This window comes from Variovorax sp. 10L421, assembly GCF_056395365.1.
Genome location: NZ_JBFTJJ010000022.1, coordinates 38555 through 54338, shown reverse-complemented (window position 1 = coordinate 54338; position 15784 = coordinate 38555). Strand labels below are relative to the sequence as shown.

16 protein-coding genes are annotated in these 15784 nt (G+C 61.2%); 1 reads left to right on the top strand and 15 read right to left on the bottom strand.

Annotated features, from left to right (window positions below):
* Positions 1-77: 77 nt before the first annotated feature.
* Genes AC1DFC_RS23235 through AC1DFC_RS23215 form a run of 5 tightly spaced genes read right to left on the bottom strand, consistent with a single transcriptional unit; the run spans position 78 to position 5186 of the window.
* Positions 78-1079 carry a LysR family transcriptional regulator gene (locus tag AC1DFC_RS23235; RefSeq protein WP_478079933.1) on the bottom strand — a complete coding sequence of 334 codons (1002 nt, stop codon included), beginning with the start codon at positions 1077-1079 and terminating at the stop codon, positions 78-80.
* Positions 991-1287, bottom strand: coding sequence for a helix-turn-helix domain-containing protein (locus tag AC1DFC_RS23230; protein WP_080515735.1), 297 nt, complete (start codon positions 1285-1287; stop codon positions 991-993). Before AC1DFC_RS23230 ends, AC1DFC_RS23235 begins: the two co-directional genes overlap by 89 nt.
* Before the next feature lie 42 nt (positions 1288-1329).
* On the bottom strand, positions 1330-2460 hold the full coding sequence (locus AC1DFC_RS23225) for a CaiB/BaiF CoA transferase family protein (protein ID WP_478180063.1): 1131 nt from the start codon (positions 2458-2460) through the stop codon (positions 1330-1332).
* Between the two features lie 7 nt (positions 2461-2467).
* Complete coding sequence (locus tag AC1DFC_RS23220; protein ID WP_012747218.1) at positions 2468-3442, bottom strand: tripartite tricarboxylate transporter substrate binding protein; 975 nt, start codon at positions 3440-3442, stop codon at positions 2468-2470.
* A gap of 34 nt (positions 3443-3476) precedes the next feature.
* Positions 3477-5186 (bottom strand): acyl-CoA dehydrogenase family protein, encoded by a 1710-nt coding sequence (locus AC1DFC_RS23215; protein ID WP_478180062.1) that lies wholly within the window; start codon positions 5184-5186, stop codon positions 3477-3479.
* A 106-nt stretch (positions 5187-5292) separates the two neighbouring features.
* Here AC1DFC_RS23215 and AC1DFC_RS23210 point away from each other — a divergent pair, with 106 nt between their 5' ends.
* Positions 5293-6201, top strand: a complete 909-nt coding sequence (locus AC1DFC_RS23210; RefSeq protein ID WP_012747220.1) for a LysR family transcriptional regulator — start codon at positions 5293-5295, stop codon at positions 6199-6201.
* A gap of 122 nt (positions 6202-6323) precedes the next feature.
* Here the strand turns inward: AC1DFC_RS23210 and AC1DFC_RS23205 are convergent, their stop codons facing one another.
* From AC1DFC_RS23205 to AC1DFC_RS23160, 10 genes are all read right to left on the bottom strand, one after another.
* A complete protein-coding gene (locus tag AC1DFC_RS23205) occupies positions 6324-6815 on the bottom strand; it encodes a GNAT family N-acetyltransferase (RefSeq protein WP_012747221.1) in 492 nt (163 codons plus the stop codon).
* A gap of 100 nt (positions 6816-6915) precedes the next feature.
* Positions 6916-7566 (bottom strand): TetR/AcrR family transcriptional regulator, encoded by a 651-nt coding sequence (locus tag AC1DFC_RS23200; RefSeq protein ID WP_012747222.1) that lies wholly within the window; start codon positions 7564-7566, stop codon positions 6916-6918.
* 330 nt (positions 7567-7896) lie between these two features.
* Entirely contained in the window at positions 7897-8454 is a 558-nt protein-coding gene (locus tag AC1DFC_RS23195) for an OsmC family protein (protein WP_012747223.1), read from the bottom strand.
* Between the two features lie 175 nt (positions 8455-8629).
* A complete protein-coding gene (locus tag AC1DFC_RS23190; RefSeq protein WP_012747224.1) occupies positions 8630-9772 on the bottom strand; it encodes a branched-chain amino acid ABC transporter substrate-binding protein in 1143 nt (380 codons plus the stop codon).
* A gap of 121 nt (positions 9773-9893) precedes the next feature.
* Positions 9894-10679, bottom strand: coding sequence for an ABC transporter ATP-binding protein (locus AC1DFC_RS23185; protein WP_478180066.1), 786 nt, complete (start codon positions 10677-10679; stop codon positions 9894-9896).
* A gap of 13 nt (positions 10680-10692) precedes the next feature.
* Positions 10693-11466, bottom strand: coding sequence for an ABC transporter ATP-binding protein (locus AC1DFC_RS23180; RefSeq protein ID WP_012747226.1), 774 nt, complete (start codon positions 11464-11466; stop codon positions 10693-10695).
* Positions 11467-11485: 19 nt separating this feature from the next.
* Positions 11486-12682, bottom strand: coding sequence for an ABC transporter permease subunit (locus tag AC1DFC_RS23175; RefSeq protein WP_012747227.1), 1197 nt, complete (start codon positions 12680-12682; stop codon positions 11486-11488).
* A 13-nt stretch (positions 12683-12695) separates the two neighbouring features.
* Positions 12696-13625 carry a branched-chain amino acid ABC transporter permease gene (locus AC1DFC_RS23170; RefSeq protein WP_012747228.1) on the bottom strand — a complete coding sequence of 310 codons (930 nt, stop codon included), beginning with the start codon at positions 13623-13625 and terminating at the stop codon, positions 12696-12698.
* A 115-nt stretch (positions 13626-13740) separates the two neighbouring features.
* On the bottom strand, positions 13741-14943 hold the full coding sequence (locus AC1DFC_RS23165) for a PatB family C-S lyase (RefSeq protein WP_012747229.1): 1203 nt from the start codon (positions 14941-14943) through the stop codon (positions 13741-13743).
* A gap of 74 nt (positions 14944-15017) precedes the next feature.
* Positions 15018-15713 (bottom strand): DsbA family oxidoreductase, encoded by a 696-nt coding sequence (locus tag AC1DFC_RS23160; RefSeq protein WP_478180061.1) that lies wholly within the window; start codon positions 15711-15713, stop codon positions 15018-15020.
* Positions 15714-15784 lie beyond the last annotated feature (71 nt).

Below are 15784 nucleotides of genomic sequence, written 5' to 3'. Positions count from 1 at the left end.
GGCGAGCGAATGCCGGCCTTGGTGTAAACCCCTAGTCGCCCTCAACCCCGGAAAAACCGGATGCGGCCGTCAACGCATCAGAGCGCTGCTTCAGCATCCGCCGGCCACACCGCTTGGACGGCGGCAAGCAAGGCTTCCAGCATGGTGGTGTCTTCGTTCGCGCGCAGGTAGAGCAGAGACAGAGGGCAAGGAAGACGTGCACCGTGCCACACCACGGCCTGACCTGACTGCAGCACAGGGGCCGCAATGCGCTCGCGCATCAGGCCGATCGCTACACCGGTTTGGATAAGCTCGATCATTGAGGCCTCTTGGTCGACTTCGACCACGGTACGGTAGACGAAGCCCCGTTCGGCGAACATCTGGTCGACCAGTCCGTGCTGCGAACTGCCTCGTGGCGTGGCCATCCAGGGGAGGGCGGCGAGCTCGGCCCAACTGGCATTCTCTAAACGCGCCTTCCATGCCGCGGGACCCACCACCACGTAGTGCTCCAGCGCGAGTTGCCTGACCGCGACCTCCGTGTCCTTCAGCGTGCCCAGATAGAAGCATGCGTCGACCTGCTTTTCCTTGAGCAACTGAAGCACACCGCCCGAAATGCCATGGAACAGCGACACCTCCACGTGCGGCGAAAACTCCAGCAGCGCTGCCAGCAGCGGACCGAGTCGGATTGATTCAGGGTCGATGATCGTACCCAGCCGCAACGCGCCCGACACCGCGCCCCGTATCGATGCGGCAATCGCGACAATCTCCTGGGCCGAGTCGACGGTTTGCACCACGACCGGCAGCAGCCGGCGACCAGCACTGCTGAGGACCATGCCGGCGGGGGTGCGAGCGAAAAGCAGAACGCCCAATTCGTCCTCGAAGCTCTTGATCTGCTTGGACAAGGCCGATTGAGTCAGATGCAGTTGCTCGGAAGCACGGACCAACTGGCCGGTGCGAGCAACAGCCAAGAAGGAGCGCAACTGGTTAAGTTCCACGCGGATATTGTGCCGATCAATCGGCCGGGGTATCGGGTTTTTGGTGTCGAGGAGGGGGCCCGCCATGTTGCGCCGCGTGGCAGTCGTGAGCGCGCTGAGCTCCATGGCCCGCAGGTACAAGGTCCGGCCGGCTGGCTGGCGTCAGTGCGAGCGAACGCCCACCGCGCTCCATCAACTGAACGCTGAACTCGTCCTCGAGCTTGCGCACGACCTTGGTGACGGCCGACTGGCTCAGGCCGCAGCGAAGCGCGGCCCGCTGGAAGTTGCCGGTCTCGTGAACGGCTCGGAAGACATCCAGGTCCTCAAGGCGCATCAAAGCACCATATCCGAGCGGCAGGATGCGTCGACGGTCATCTCAACGCGCTTCGAAGCACTCGCCTGGCGTGAGCGGCGCATGGCGATAGGTGGCCGGCGTGCGGCCAAGTTTGACGGGCGCGCCGATGCCGCGGTAGCCGCCCGGCATCTCCACCACCATGCCGCGATGCGCTGTGTGCGGATGCGCGAGCGCCGCATCGACCGGCAGCACCGGCGCGGCGGGCACGCCGGCGGCCATCAATGCCTCGACCAGCGCGTTGCCGTCGAACACTTTCATGGCCTCTTCGAGGCGGGCCTTCAGCGCTTCGCGGTTCACCGAACGCGCACCGGCCGTGGCGTAGAGCGGATCGTCCGCCAACGTCGGTACGCCTATGCAGCGGCAGAAGGTCGCGAACTGCCCGTTGTTGCCGACCGCCACGAAAACGGGCTCGGTGCCGGTCGCCAGCGCGTCGTAGGGATAGATGTTGGGGTGGGCATTGCCGGTGCGCTTGGGCGCCTTGCCGTCGACGAACCAGTTCGCCGCGTGCGGGTGCAGCAGCGACAGGCCACTGTCGTACAGCGCCGCCTCGACGAACTGGCCGCATCCGCTGCGATTGCGCTCCTGCAGCGCCAGCAGCACGCCGATCACCGCATTGAGGCCTGTGACCATGTCGACCACCGGCAGGCCGACGCGCAGCGGCCCGCCGTCGGCTTCGCCGTTGATGCTCATGATGCCCGTCATCGCCTGCACCGCGGCGTCGTAGCCGGGCAGGGCGCCGAGCGGGCCGTCAGATCCGAAGCCGGACACGCGGCACCATACGAGCCGCGGGAAGCGCTGTGACAGGGTCTCGTAGCCGATGCCCCAGCGCTCCATCGTGCCGGTCTTGAAGTTCTCGATCAGCACGTCGGCTTCGGCGACGAGCGAGAGCAGCGCCTCGCGCCCCTCCGCTTTGCCCAGGTCGAGGTGCATCGTCCGCTTGTTGCGGTTGAGCCCGTGATAGTAAGAAGCCACGCCGTCCTTGAACGGCGGACCCCAGGTGCGTGTGTCGTCGCCTTGTGGCGGCTCGACCTTGAGCACGTCGGCCCCGTGATCGCCCAGGATCTGGCCGCAGTAGGGGCCACCGAGGATGCGGGAGATGTCGAGCACGCGAATACCGGCCAGTGCGCCAGCCCGGGAAGGTGATGCGGTCATATCGGCTTCAATCAAGCTGGGCGCCGGACTGCTTCACCACGCCGGCCCACTCGCCCATCTGTACCTGGATGAACTTGCCCAGTTGCTGCGGGGTGTGAGCGGGTGCCGGCTCCAGGCCCTGCGACGCGAACAGCTGTTTCACTTTCGGCGTGTCGAGCACTTCGATGAACGCCTGGTTGAGCTTGGCGACGCGTTCGGGCGGCGTGCCGGCCGGCGCGACGATGCCGAAGAAGACGCTCACGTCATAGCCGGGCACGCCTTGCTCCGCCACCGTCGGCACATCCGGCAGCGCCTGCGAACGCTCCGCCGTCGTGACGCCCAGCGCGCGCAGCCTTCCTGCCTTGACATAGGGCAGGGCGGTGAGCACGTCGGTGAAGCTCATGCTGACCTGCCCGCCCAGCAGGTCGTTCAACGCAGGACCTGTGCCTTTGTAAGGGATGTGCTGCAGGTCGACGCCGGCCGAGGCGTTGAAGAGCACGCCAGCCAGGTGCGACGACGCGCCGTTGCCCGATGAGGCGTAGCTCAGCTTGCCCGGATTGGCCTTGGCATAGGCGACCAGCTCCTTCACGTTCTTTGCGGAGACCGAAGGGTGCACCACCAGGATGTTCGGCAGGTGGCCGACCTGGATCACTGGCGCGAAGCTCTTCACCGGGTCGTAGCCCACCTTTCGGTAGAGGCTCGCGTTGATGGCCAGCGGCCCCGATGTGCCGAAGAGCAGCGTCTGGCCGTCGGGCGTGGCGCGCGCGACGTACTCCGCGCCGATGTTTCCGCCGGCGCCGGCACGGTTCTCCACGATCATCGGTTGGCCGAGGCGGTCCTTCATTTCCGCGGCCAGCGTGCGCGCCATCGCGTCGGTCGGGCCGCCCGGCGGGAACGGGACCACCAGCGTGACAGGCTTGTCGGGAAAGGTGTCGGCGTGCGCCGCGGGCAGCAGGGGCAGGGCCGCGGCGCTGGCGAGCATGAATGTGGCGAGAAGTCGCATGGTGTGTCTCCGTCGTTATGGGGGTGAATCGAGGTCAGGCTGAGAGGGCAACGGGGGTGCCGGCGGTCCAGTCGCGCGGCACTTCCGACGCGGCGAGCGGGTCGCGAGGCATCACGCGATGCAGCAGCACCAGCTGCGCCCATCCGATGCGCTGCGCCGAGCCGCCGCGCGCACCCTCCCATGCCATCGCGATGGCGCTGACCACGTGGTAGAGCGCGGAAGCCGCCTGGCGCGCGAGCCGATCCCCGCCATCTTCGGCCGCGAGCAATGCGAGCGCGGCAGCACGTCCGAGCGCATCGCGCAGGGCGGCGGCAAAGGCCGGCGCGAGCGGCGCGTCGTCGAGGAGGCCCTCGAAGTGCGCTTGCAGCACCGGCAGCGAACCTTCGCGCTTGACTGCGCGGATCACATCGAGCGCGACGATGTTGCTGGTGCCTTCCCAGATCGAGCCGAGATGGGCGTCGCGCAGCAGCCGCGGGTCGCTCCATTCTTCGATGTAGCCGCAGCCGCCGCGCACCTCCATCGCGTCGCCGGTGACCTTGCGCGCATCGCGGCAGGCGCGAAACTTGATGAGCGGCGTGAGGATGCGCAGCAGCGGATAGGCGGTGCTCTCGCCGCCGTCGGAGCGCGCCAGCGCCTGCGCGGTCTGGAACAACATGCTGCGCGCCTGCTCGGCCGGCAGACGCAACTTGTCGAGCTGGCGCTTCATCAGCGGCATGTCTTCCAGCCGCCTGCCGAAGGCGCGTCGCTCGTGCGCGATGTACTCGGCCTCCGCCACGGCGCGGCGCATCAGGCCGGCGGCGCGCACGCCGTTCGACAGTCGCGAGTTGTTCACCATATCCGCCATCTGCACGAAGCCGCGGCCCTGCTCGCCGACCAGGTAGGCAAGGGCGCCTTCGAGCCGGATCTCGCCGCTGGCCATCGAGCGCGTGCCCAGCTTGTCCTTCAGCCGCAGGATGCGATAGCGGTTGGCGCTGCCGTCGTCGAGGTGGCGCGGCAGCAGGAACAGCGACACGCCTTTCATGCCTGGCGGGCCGCCGTCGGCGCGCGCCAGCACCATCGCGAAATCTGCATCGGGGTTGGAGCAGAACCACTTGTCGCCGGACAGGCGCCACTGGCCCTGCTCGTCTTGCCAGGCGCGGGTCTCGGTGGCCGCGATGTCGGAGCCGGCGGCCTGCTCGGTCATGAACATCGCGCCCTGCGCCAGGGTGTCGAAATCGAGCGACTGGAAGCGCGGCAGGAAGCGCTCGACCAACTCCGGGCTGCCGAATTTCTTCAGGGTCCGCGCGAGCGAATCCGTCATCGAGACTGGGCAGCAAAGGCCGAATTCCGCCTGCACGAAGAGATAGGTCAGCACGTACTTGACCAGCGGCGGCATGCGGCCCTTCCAGCCGAGTGTGTCTTCGCGGTGCGACATCGCGGCAAGGCCGAACTCGCTCAGCGCGAGCCGTTCCATCTCGACGTACGCGGGATGCTTGTGGACCTGCGGGTCGTCGATGCCGGTGCGGGTGCGCAGAGTCAGTGTCGGGGGATTGCGGTCGGCGGTGTGCGCGAGCTCGTCGAGCCGGCCACCGGCAAGGGCCCCGAGCCGTTCGAAGTGCGGGCGCATGTGCGCCAGCAGGTCGGCCGGCAGGTAGAGCGCCAGAAGCCTGTGCAGTTCTGTGTCGTCGGCATAGAGGCTTCGGCCGTGGCGATCGGGCACGGGATGGACGGCGGTGCCGCCGTCGATTGCAGCGTGGCTGGGCATTGGCTTGTCTCCTTGATGCCCGAATTTTTGGCGCGCTGACGATTCTTGTCTAATATCAAATTGGTTTAGAGCAATCCGATATGACTATCGTCGAAAGGCCGCCGACATGGAGCTTCGTCACCTGCGCTACTTCACGGTCCTGGCCGAAGAGCTGCATTTCGGCCGGGCGGCGCGGCGGCTCTCGATTTCGCAGCCGCCCCTGAGCGTGGCCATTCGCCAACTGGAGGATTCGGTCGGCGCGCAGCTTTTCGAGCGCAACAGCAAGGCAGTGCGCCTCACCGCCGCGGGCAGGGCGCTGCAGGCCTCGGCGCGCGCGCTGCTGCGCGACGCGGACGAGGCGCTGCTGGAAGCGCGGCACGTGGCCGAAGGCTCCGCGGGGCGGCTGCGCATCGGGTTCGTCGGTGCCATGCTCTACCGCGGCCTGCCGCAGGCACTGACGCGCTTTCAGGCGGCGCATCCGGCGGTGCGGGTCACGCTCACCGAACTCAATTCCGATCAGCAGATGGCTGAGCTTCTGCACGACCGGCTGGACATCGGCTTTGTGCACACGGGCCGGGTGCCGGCCGAACTGCAATGCCGGCTGCTGGTTTCCGAACCGTTCGTCGCATGCCTTCCGGCCGAGCATTCGCTGGCGAAGAAGCGCAAAGTGGCGCTCGCCACCCTGCGCGACGAATCCTTCGTGCTGTTTTCGCGCGGCGCCTCGCCCGATTACCACGAACGTATCCTGTCCATTTGCGCCGACGCCGGCTTCAGGCCCGAGGTGCGCCAAGAGGTACGCCATTGGCTCGCGGTCGTGTCGCTCGTGTCGCAAGGCATGGGCGTGGCGCTCGTGCCCGACGCGATGCGCCATTGCGCGCTGCCGGGGGCGGTGTTCCGTCCTTTGGAGGGCGCGAGCACGCCGTCCGAGGCGTATGGCGTGTGGCTGGCGACATCGCAGAACGTCTTGGTGCCTCGGCTGCTCGATGAAATAGCTCGCAGCCTTGGGCAGCGTCGTCAATCACAGGGGGCGGGCTGAGAATGCAAAGCCGTCTATCTTTTTAGATTTCGAAGCCCGGCCGTTGTCATCGACGATCACTCGCACGCCGTTCCTCTATGCCGCAGTACTCCACGTACGCGAACACGGAGGTCATCTGCGTCCTATGCTCGACGAACTGGCAGCGTCATAGACAGATAGTCCACCTGGCGCCCGTCCACGCGAAAGCAGTCTCGAACGAGTCCGGTCTCCGTAAACCCGGCACGCTCATAAAGGCTGACGGCTGCTCCGTTGGACGCAATGACTTGCAGGTCGATCCATTCCATCTGCGGATCGGCTTTCGCCCATTCGATCGCGACGTCCAGCAGACGCTGTCCGAGGCCCGAGCGTCGCCATTCACGATGCACGCCCACGCCCAGCAGGCAACGATGAACCATGTACGGAGCGGGATGAGCCCTCAAGTCGGCATGGCCGATGACCCTGTCCTTTCCAGCCAGGGCGACCCAGGCCCGACGCCATCCCGGATTGGGAGGATCCACATTCAGGGCGCGGCGGAAACCAGCTGCTCTCTCGCCCGCAAAGTGGCAGTCGATTCGAGCAATGGGCTGAAACAGAGGCTGCCCTTCGGCCCCGTTGTCGGAAATGTGATCGTTCAAGTATTCCGCGAGCGCCGAAAGTCGCTTGGTTGAAGACCAATGCCACCGCCCCTTTGTTGCATGGACGTCTCATGCGATCATCGCCTCTGGAATAGCGAAATTAGTGTCCCAGCTTAAGATCGGTGGATTGCCGGTCCTCCAAATTCTTATTTTTGATTGAATGCCGGGACCGATGAGGTTTTGGGACGTCACTCCATCGCAAAATGATTTCATCAAAGCTGGAGCGCACCACTTCAGGGCGAGATAGTGCCCATCCAACGACTGCCCCGCCTTCAATCGCACTCAACAATATTTTCGCCGCTTGCTCTCCATTTGGAGCCTTCGTGAATTCACCTTTGGCCTTGCCAATGTCAACCACTTTCTCCAACCAAGCAAGATGCATATTGAAGAATTGGACGGTCTGGTCACGCATGCTCTTTGGAAGCGCACCAAGTTCTGCCGCAAGCGCAGTACAAAGCGGAAATGAGCCATCCTCAATGATCTCCGAAAAAAACTCTGCGTAGGAAGCCAGCCGGTCCGCTGCGGTTGGCTGGCAAACGAGAGTGTCATCCAGTGTGGCTTTGAAGTTCACAAGATAGTCGCTAACGATTGCCACACCGAGATCTTCTTTAGTCGGAAAGTGGTGATGAATGCTCGGCTTTCGGATGCCTGCCTGTTCAACCAAATCAGCGTAGCTGAAATCTGAATATCCTCGGGTGCGCAGCAGCTGCTCGGCTGCCTCCATGATCTTTGTACGGGTAGTGTTCTCCATACCCCATAATACCTTCTGATTGGTAGTTTCGCTACCTGATGGTCGGCTGACTCAGCCCCTGACACTCTCCAGCCCCCAGCCAAGGTGTGCGAAAGATCGTCCCAGCATTCGGGCTGAGCACTGCGCTGCGTACTGCGCACTGCGCCCAGCCCTGCGCTGCGCTGCGCTGACAGCCTTCTAGGAAAGGTACTCGCCGTCCTCTTTCCGCATCGTCTCCAGCCTAGCACCAACACTTTCTATTCGTACTGTGGCATGTGCAGATGCGATCAAGCGGTTAGTCAGCCTGGAGCTACCTAACCGCTTTGTAATGCTGGAGCAATTAAAAAATGCTTAGCAGAGGCGCGCCGAGACTTTCACCGGATTTGCCAAGGTGTCATGGATCGGCGAATTCATTGGCAACTCACGAACCAACTCTTCAAGTTGTTCTCGAGTAGAAGAGCTGCTTTCCAGTTTCACATCGATATTGATACCCTGAGCGCCTTTTCGGATGTTTTCGTCTAGGCCCAGAAAACCATTGAGATTGATATCGAAACTCAGATTGAGTTCAATGCCGTCGAGTTCAATTCCCTTTGCCGCTGCCATTGAAGCGAGAGTGACCGTATAGCATCCACCCAACGCTTGCAAAATGTACTCTGCTGGGCTTATACCAGTGTCAGTTCCAAGCAATGAAACAGGCTCGTCGCTTGTAGCTGAATACTTTCCGGAACGACTTTGATCAGCTTGTCCGTTTTGAATCAAAGGACCAGTTTCACCCATAAAGACCAAACCACCCTTTGCCTCGCCGCGGACCTTGAACGTCACGTTACCCAGTTCGGGTTGTTTGCGCACAACGTTCTGTGTTTCGCGAATGGCTTCGATGCTAACGAAGGGCTTAGTTGCATTTTTCATTTTTTCTCCTGAGAAATTGATTGGATTAAATATCGTCTTGATTGCTGGGCTGGAACAGAAATAAAATCTACCTGCTAGAAGGGCTTAGAAAATGCTCTTCAAGAAAGTAGTACTGCTCGTAACACGCTTAGTTTCATGAGGAGGCATCACATTACACGGGCCTAATAATTTCTTTTCAGCGAATCACCGCCAGCTCTTCGAACTGGCCTCCTTTGATCGTCTTCAACGTCAAGGCACCTCCCAAAATGTCCCCTTTTGCGTCAAAGGAGATCGGGCCAGTCACGCCTTCGTATTTAGTGGCCGCGAGCGCAGGCAGGTACTTCGCTGGATCAGAAGATCCCGCTTTGACCATGGCGGCGACCATCAATTTCACGCTGTCATAAGAGTACGGAGCGTAAATCTGAACGTCAGAGCCAAATCTGGCCTTGTACCTCTTGTCAAACTCAGCCCTGGCAACCGCATATTTGCTGCCTTTTTCCACTCCACCAGCTTCGGCGCAGAAGACTTGGTTGTCAGATATTGCATCACCAGCGAGCTTAGTTAAACCAATGGAGCAGATGCCGTCGCCGCCCATAAATTTGGCCGAAAGTCCGAGGGACTTCATCTGTCGCAGCATCGGTCCTGCAACCGCATCAGTGCCGCCGAAGAACACCACATCAGGCTTCTTGCCTTTAATAGCCGTCAAAATAGCATTGAAGTCGGTTGCTTTGTCGGTGGTGAATTCCCTTGCTACCACCTTTCCACCGGAAGCCACGACGGCTTTGCTGAATTCTTCCGCGACGCCCTGGCCATATGCAGTGCGATCATCGATGATAGCGATAGACTGGCCCTTAAGAGCGGTTACAGCGTAACGCCCCAGCGCTCCACCCAACTGCGTATCATCGGCCACAACTCGGAACGTAACTTTGAAGCCCTGGCGGGTGTACTTGGGGTTGGTTGCTGCAGGAGATATCTGGGGGATGCCCGCTTCGTTATAGATCCTGGACGCGGGAATGGACGTACCAGAATTCAGATGTCCAATTACGCCAGCCACCTTGGTATCAGCCAACTTCTGCGCAACTGCGGCACCCTGTTTGGGGTCCGCTGCATCGTCTTCTGTCTGGAGCTTTATGTTGACCTTTTGACCTCCAATCTTGACGCCCTCTTTGTTGAGTTCCTCAACGGCCAAGATTGCTCCGTTTTCGTCATCTTTACCCAGATGCGCGATGGCACCACTCGTTGGTGCAACATGAGCAATTGTCACCAGGGTTTGTGAAAGGGCACTGGTTGCAATGAGACCCATTGCAGCAAGAGCCAGACCATGAAGTTTAAATTTCATATTGCGTATCTTTTACTATTTGTGTGTTTCTTGAAGTTTTGGACTGAGCGTCATCAATGGTGAATTACCCAATCCAACAGACGTGGGAAATAGCGCCTTTCAATCAACAATCAATCCCAAACTACTCGCCCAGGTAAGCGGCCCGCACGCGCGGGTCGCGCAGCAATTCCTTGGCGTCGCCGGTCATCGTGATGAGCCCCGACTCCATCACGTAGCCGCGGTCGGCCAGCTGCAGTGCGCGATTGGCGTTCTGCTCCACCAGCAGGATGGTCACGCCCTGCGCGGCCACGGTCTGCACCACTTCGAAGATCTTGTCGCACATGATGGGCGACAGGCCCATGGTGGGCTCGTCGAGCAGCAGCACCTTGGGGCGCGCCATGAGCGCGCGGCCCATGGCCAGCATCTGCTGTTCACCGCCCGACATGGTGCCGGCGAGCTGGTCCTTGCGCTCGCGCAGGCGCGGGAAGGTCACGAACACCCGCTCCATGTCGCTGGCGATCTCGGCCTTGTCCTTGCGGATGTAGGCGCCGATTTGCAGGTTCTCGGTGATGGTCATGCGCGTGAAGACGCCGCGGCCTTCGGGCACCATCACCAGGCCCTCGCCCATCAGGTCCCACGCGCCGCGGCCCTTGATGTTGCGGCCCAGGAATTCGATGGTGCCGGCACCCGCCGGCAAGGTGCCAGTGATCGCCTTCATGGTGGTCGTCTTGCCGGCGCCGTTGGAGCCGATGAGCGACACCAGTTCGCCCTCATGGACCTCGAAATCCACGCCCTTCACGGCCTGGATGCCGCCGTAGCCGACCTTCAGCCCGCTGACCTTGAGCAGCGTCTTGCCAGTGGCATTGGCCGCGGTCTTCGGCGGGGTTGCAGTTGCCGTTGCTGTCGTTGTTTCTTCTGCGCTCGTCATCGTCGTCGTCATTTCAGTGTCCTCCGGTGCCGAGATAGGCTTCGATCACCTTCTCGTTCTTTTGCACGTCATACGGTGTGCCTTCGGCGATCTGCTTGCCGTAGTCGAGCACGGTGACGCGGTCGCACAGGCCCATGATGAGCTTGACGTCGTGTTCGATGATGAGAATGGTCCGGTCGTCCTTGCGGATCCGGTCGATCAGTTCGCGCAGCAGCACTTTCTCGGTCGAGTTCATGCCGGCGGCGGGCTCGTCCAGCGCGATGAGCTGCGGATCGGTGGCCAGTGCGCGCGCGATCTCGAGCCGGCGCTGGTCGCCGTACGACAGGGTGCGGGCCTTGTAGTCGGCGAACTTGCCGATGCCCACGTAGTCGAGCAGCTCCTGTGCGCGTTCGGCAATGGCCTTTTCCTCGGCCTTGAACGAACCGGTGCGCAGCATGGCACCGAACACGCCCGAATGCGTGCGGATGTGTCGCCCGACCATCACGTTTTCGAGCGCGGTCATTTCGGAGAACAGGCGGATGTTCTGGAAGGTGCGCGCAATGCCCGCCTTGGCCACTTCATGCACGGCCGTGGGCTGGTAGGGTTTGCCGGCCAGCTCGAAGCTGCCGCTGTCGGGCGTGTAGAGCCCGGTGATCACATTGAAGAAGGTGGTCTTGCCGGCGCCGTTGGGGCCGATGAGGCCATAGACCTGGCCGCGCTTGATGGTGATGCCCACATCCGAAAGCGCTTGCAGGCCACCGAAGCGCTTGGAAATTCCGCGGACGTCGAGGATGGTGTCTGTCGTCATGTTGATTTTTTCCTTCGGCTCACGGATTGATCGACATGGGACGCGACGCTGCACCCGGCAGTTCGTCGGCTGGCGTCTCGATGCCTGGCGCATGGGTCTGGAGCGAACCGGGCGCAACCGGCGCGCCGGCTGCGGCGCCCTTGCGCTGCAAGGTCTTGCCATGTTCGGGCGAAGGCCAGAGGCCGCGCGGGCGCACCAGCATGATGATGATCATGGCCAGCGCAATGAACAGCTGGCGCAGGATGGACGCGTCGAGGCGGCCGTCGGTCATGGCTTGCAGCGGCCCGGCGACGTAGCGCAGCACCTCGGGCAAGGCGGCCAGCAGCACGGCGCCCAGGATCACACCCGGCAGGTGGCCGATGCCGCCCAGCACGACCATGGCGACGATCATCACCGACTCCATGAGGCTGAACGACTCGGGCGAGACGAAGCCCTGGAAGGCCGCGAACATGGCGCCAGACACGCCGCCGAAGCTGGCGCCCATGCCGAAGGCCAGGAGCTTCATGTTGCGGGTGTTGATGCCCATGGCCTTGGCGGCGATCTCATCCTCGCGGATGGCCATCCAGGCGCGGCCGATGCGCGACATCTGCAGGCGGTGCGAGATGATGATGGTGGCAACCACCAGCGCAAGGAACAGGTAGTAGTAGAGCGTGACCGACGAGATCGAGAAGCCGTCGAACTTCCATGCCTTGCCGAGGTCGAGCCCCCAGAACTTGATGGAGTCGATGGCGGTGATGCCCTTCGGCCCATTGGTGATGTTGATCGGCTGGTCGAGGTTGTTCAGGAACACCCGGATGATTTCGCCGAAGCCGAGCGTCACGATGGCCAGGTAGTCGCCCCGCAGCTTGAGCGTGGGCGCCCCGAGCATCACGCCCAGCACGCCCGCCACCACCAGCGCCAGCGGCACCACGATGAGCAGCGAGGTGTGCAGCCCGTTCGGGAACATGGCCTTGAACCACGGGAAGGTTTCGGACAGGTGCGACGAGCCCATCAGCGCGAAGAGGTAGGCCCCCACGGCAAAGAAGGCGACATAGCCCAGGTCGAGCAGGCCGGCGTAGCCGACCACGATGTTCAGGCCGAGCGAGAGCATCACGTAGAGCAATGCGATGTCGGCGATGCGCACCCAGGCGTTGCCCTGGCTCTGCAGGAAGATGGGCAGGGCGAGCACGGCGACGACGCCGAGAACGTAGAGAGCGAGGTTCTTGCTGTTCTTCATGGTGTGCTGCTCCTCAGGCGCGATCCGCCACGCGCTCGCCAAGCAGGCCTGAAGGCCGCAGCGTGAGCATGACGATCAGCACGATGAACGCGAAGATGTCGCTGTAGTTGCTTCCCAGCACGCCGCCGGTCAGCGAACCGATATAGCCGGAGCCGATGGCTTCGATCAGCCCGAGCAGGATGCCGCCGACCACGGCGCCGGCCAGGTTGCCGATGCCGCCGAACACCGCCGCGGTGAACGCCTTGAGGCCGGGCAGGAAGCCCATCGCGTGCTGCGCGATGCCGTAGTTGGAGGCGTACATGACGCCTGCGATGGCCGCAAGCACGGCGCCGATGATGAAGGTGGCCGAAATGACCATGTCGGGCCTGATGCCCATGAGCGCCGCGACGCGCGGGTTCTCGGCGGTGGCGCGCATGGCGCGGCCGAGCTTGGTGTAGTTGACCAGCCACATCAGCACCACGAGCGAGAACGCCGTGACGCTCAGGATCATGACCTGAGTGGGCGAGATCACTGCGCCAGCCACTTCGATGGGCGTGGTCGACAGCAGGTTGGGATAAGCCTTGTTGGTGGGCTTCCAGATGATCATCGCCAGCGTCTGCAGCAGGATCGACATGCCGATAGCCGTGATGAGGGGCGCCAGCTTGGGGCTGTTGCGAAGCGGCCGGTAAGCGACCTTCTCGATCACGAAGTTGAGCGTGGCAGCCACCACGCAGGCAATGATCAACGCGATGATGAGGATCAACCAGCCGGGCGTACCGGGCATTGATTCCTTCATGAGGCCGATGATGGTCCAGCTCGTGAGCGCCCCTACCATCAGCACTTCACCGTGCGCAAAATTGATCAGATTGATGATGCCGTACACCATGGTGTAGCCCAAGGCTATCAAGGCATACATGCTGCCGAGGACCAGACCGTTGATGATCTGCTGTATCAAAATATCCATGAACTTGTCTCCTGTAGTTTTTTTACCGACAACCATATTCGGTTATCAATGTCTTTTTTTGACTGGTTGGAGCATGCTTCCTAGGGCGCTATCCCCAGGCTCATGACTTGTGCATCTAATGCGACGCGATCGCAGCCACCAGCTTTTTCAAAGCCTCTTCTGCTTGTATTCGTGGGCATGCAAGATTCAATCGAATGCATTGAGCCCCGTTCGCCACAAACATTTCTCCTCCCTCCAAGATCAGGCCAGCCTTTTCGAGAAAGAACCTGGTCAGATTGACGGAGTCATCGAAATAGGCACTCAAGTCCACCCATGCCAGATATGTGGCCTGCGGAATCTGGAACCGTGCCTTGGGTAGCCAAAGCGCGAGGTATCGATGCATGAACGCAAAGTTGTCGTCAAGATACTTCCTGAGCGCGTCAAGCCAGGCTTCGCCGTCTCTATAAGCACCGACGGCCGCAGCGAGGCTTAGCGGATTGACGAACGGATAGTGCCTTCGCTTCCATGTCGCTCGAAGTTCCGGATCGGGGATGACTACCGTGGCGACCATCAACCCGGCCAGGTTGAACGTCTTGCTCACCGCCATGCAGGTGATGATGTCCTTGCTGCTCGGGAATAGCTTGGCCAGTGGCACATGCGTCACCCCGGTGCGGGTCAGGTCGCAGTGGATCTCGTCAGACACGATCTTGACGCCATTGGACAGGCACAGCTCGGCCATGCGGCGCAGCTCATCCTCGGTCCAGACGCGTCCGGTCGGGTTATGGGGATGACAGAGGAAAAACAGCTTCACGGCCGGGTCTCGAACCTTGCGCTCGAAATCCTCGAAGTCAATCTCGTAGTCCCCGTCGTCCGTTTTGCGCAAGGGCGAGGTTTCGAACACCCTGTCCCGTTGGACGACTGCATGCTTGAAGTAGCCGTACGACGGCGTCAGGCTGAGCACCTTGTCACCGGGGGCGCACACGTATTCGACGAGACCGAAAAGCGCGGGGATCACTCCCAGGGAAATCTGCATCTGCTCACGATCGAAACGCCAACCGTAGCGCCGGTCACACCACGCACTGAAGGCGTCGTACAACTGGTCGTCGAAGTTCATCGTGTATCCGAAAATGGGATGCGCCAGTCGCTCACGCATGGCGCCGATGGCGGCCTCGGGTGCGGCGAACTGCATGTCAGCAACCCACATGGACACCAGTTCCGTCGAGGGCACCTGTAGAGGCGGCACCAACGGTTCGGCTCCAAATAGATACTTCTCGTACCCATCCTCCGCAAGGGCATTGGTGCCCTGGCGCGAGATCAGTTGATCAAAATTGGATGTCATAAAAACGTCTGAAACAGACCTAAGGTATGCAAAGATTCGGGCGGCTAAAAAAGCTCTCCAGCTACACAGTCGTACTAAATCCGACAACCCTCTGATTCGCATACCCCAGCGTTTGCCACGGTCACTGTCGCTAGAGACTCTTCTGCTGCCCTTCGAAGTACTTGCTCAAACACCTCGATCGGCTGAGCTCCTGATAGGACAAATTTTGAGTTGAAGACGAACAGGGGAACACCACCGGTGATACGCGTAGCCTCGGCTTCTTCGCGCTCTATTGCTGCAATTGATTCATACAAATCAAGATCTACCTGCTCGCTGAGGATTCCTGATTGCAGGGCAATTTCCTGAAGCACTGCACGATCAAATATGTTGAAGCCTTCAGAGATATAGGCGTGGAAGACCCGATCAATGAGAAGACCTTGAAGCGTGGGTGATGCAACAGACTTGACGAGCGCATGCACATCCGTGGTATCACCAAACTTCATGTTTGAGAAGTTGTAAATCAATCCATCCAGAGCCGCTTGTTTCGAAACCGTGGCCATCAACTCCTCCGCCGCCCGAGCACTTCCAAACTTCTTTGCAAGTGCAGCCTTAAATCCTGTGGGCACCATCCCCGGGGATAGGCGATACGACTTGTACGTGGGGGCAACTTGGATTTCCTCTGCCAAAGCCTTGGCAACGCTCTCGAAACGTCGCTTGGCGATCCAGCACCACGGACATACAAAATCGGACCAAATTTCAACTTTGACTAGCTTCACTTTTTTCTCTCTCAAGGGAAATGCAGCTCCATTGAGAAAACCGATTACTTGGTAGGTTTTAGGTCCAGAAATGGACACTCGCCGGG

Excerpts from the sequence above, each read along its gene's own strand:
- AC1DFC_RS23235 (WP_478079933.1), bottom strand. The coding sequence starts at position 1,079 with ATGGAGCTCAGCGCGCTCACGACTGCCACGCGGCGCAACATGGCGGGC.
- AC1DFC_RS23230 (WP_080515735.1), bottom strand. The coding sequence starts at position 1,287 with ATGCGCCTTGAGGACCTGGATGTCTTCCGAGCCGTTCACGAGACCGGC.
- AC1DFC_RS23225 (WP_478180063.1), bottom strand. The coding sequence starts at position 2,460 with ATGACCGCATCACCTTCCCGGGCTGGCGCACTGGCCGGTATTCGCGTG.
- AC1DFC_RS23220 (WP_012747218.1), bottom strand. The coding sequence starts at position 3,442 with ATGCGACTTCTCGCCACATTCATGCTCGCCAGCGCCGCGGCCCTGCCC.
- AC1DFC_RS23215 (WP_478180062.1), bottom strand. The coding sequence starts at position 5,186 with ATGCCCAGCCACGCTGCAATCGACGGCGGCACCGCCGTCCATCCCGTG.
- AC1DFC_RS23210 (WP_012747220.1), top strand. The coding sequence starts at position 5,293 with ATGGAGCTTCGTCACCTGCGCTACTTCACGGTCCTGGCCGAAGAGCTG.
- AC1DFC_RS23200 (WP_012747222.1), bottom strand. The coding sequence starts at position 7,566 with ATGGAGAACACTACCCGTACAAAGATCATGGAGGCAGCCGAGCAGCTG.
- AC1DFC_RS23195 (WP_012747223.1), bottom strand. The coding sequence starts at position 8,454 with ATGAAAAATGCAACTAAGCCCTTCGTTAGCATCGAAGCCATTCGCGAA.
- AC1DFC_RS23190 (WP_012747224.1), bottom strand. The coding sequence starts at position 9,772 with ATGAAATTTAAACTTCATGGTCTGGCTCTTGCTGCAATGGGTCTCATT.
- AC1DFC_RS23185 (WP_478180066.1), bottom strand. The coding sequence starts at position 10,679 with ATGACGAGCGCAGAAGAAACAACGACAGCAACGGCAACTGCAACCCCG.
- AC1DFC_RS23180 (WP_012747226.1), bottom strand. The coding sequence starts at position 11,466 with ATGACGACAGACACCATCCTCGACGTCCGCGGAATTTCCAAGCGCTTC.
- AC1DFC_RS23175 (WP_012747227.1), bottom strand. The coding sequence starts at position 12,682 with ATGAAGAACAGCAAGAACCTCGCTCTCTACGTTCTCGGCGTCGTCGCC.
- AC1DFC_RS23170 (WP_012747228.1), bottom strand. The coding sequence starts at position 13,625 with ATGGATATTTTGATACAGCAGATCATCAACGGTCTGGTCCTCGGCAGC.
- AC1DFC_RS23165 (WP_012747229.1), bottom strand. The coding sequence starts at position 14,943 with ATGACATCCAATTTTGATCAACTGATCTCGCGCCAGGGCACCAATGCC.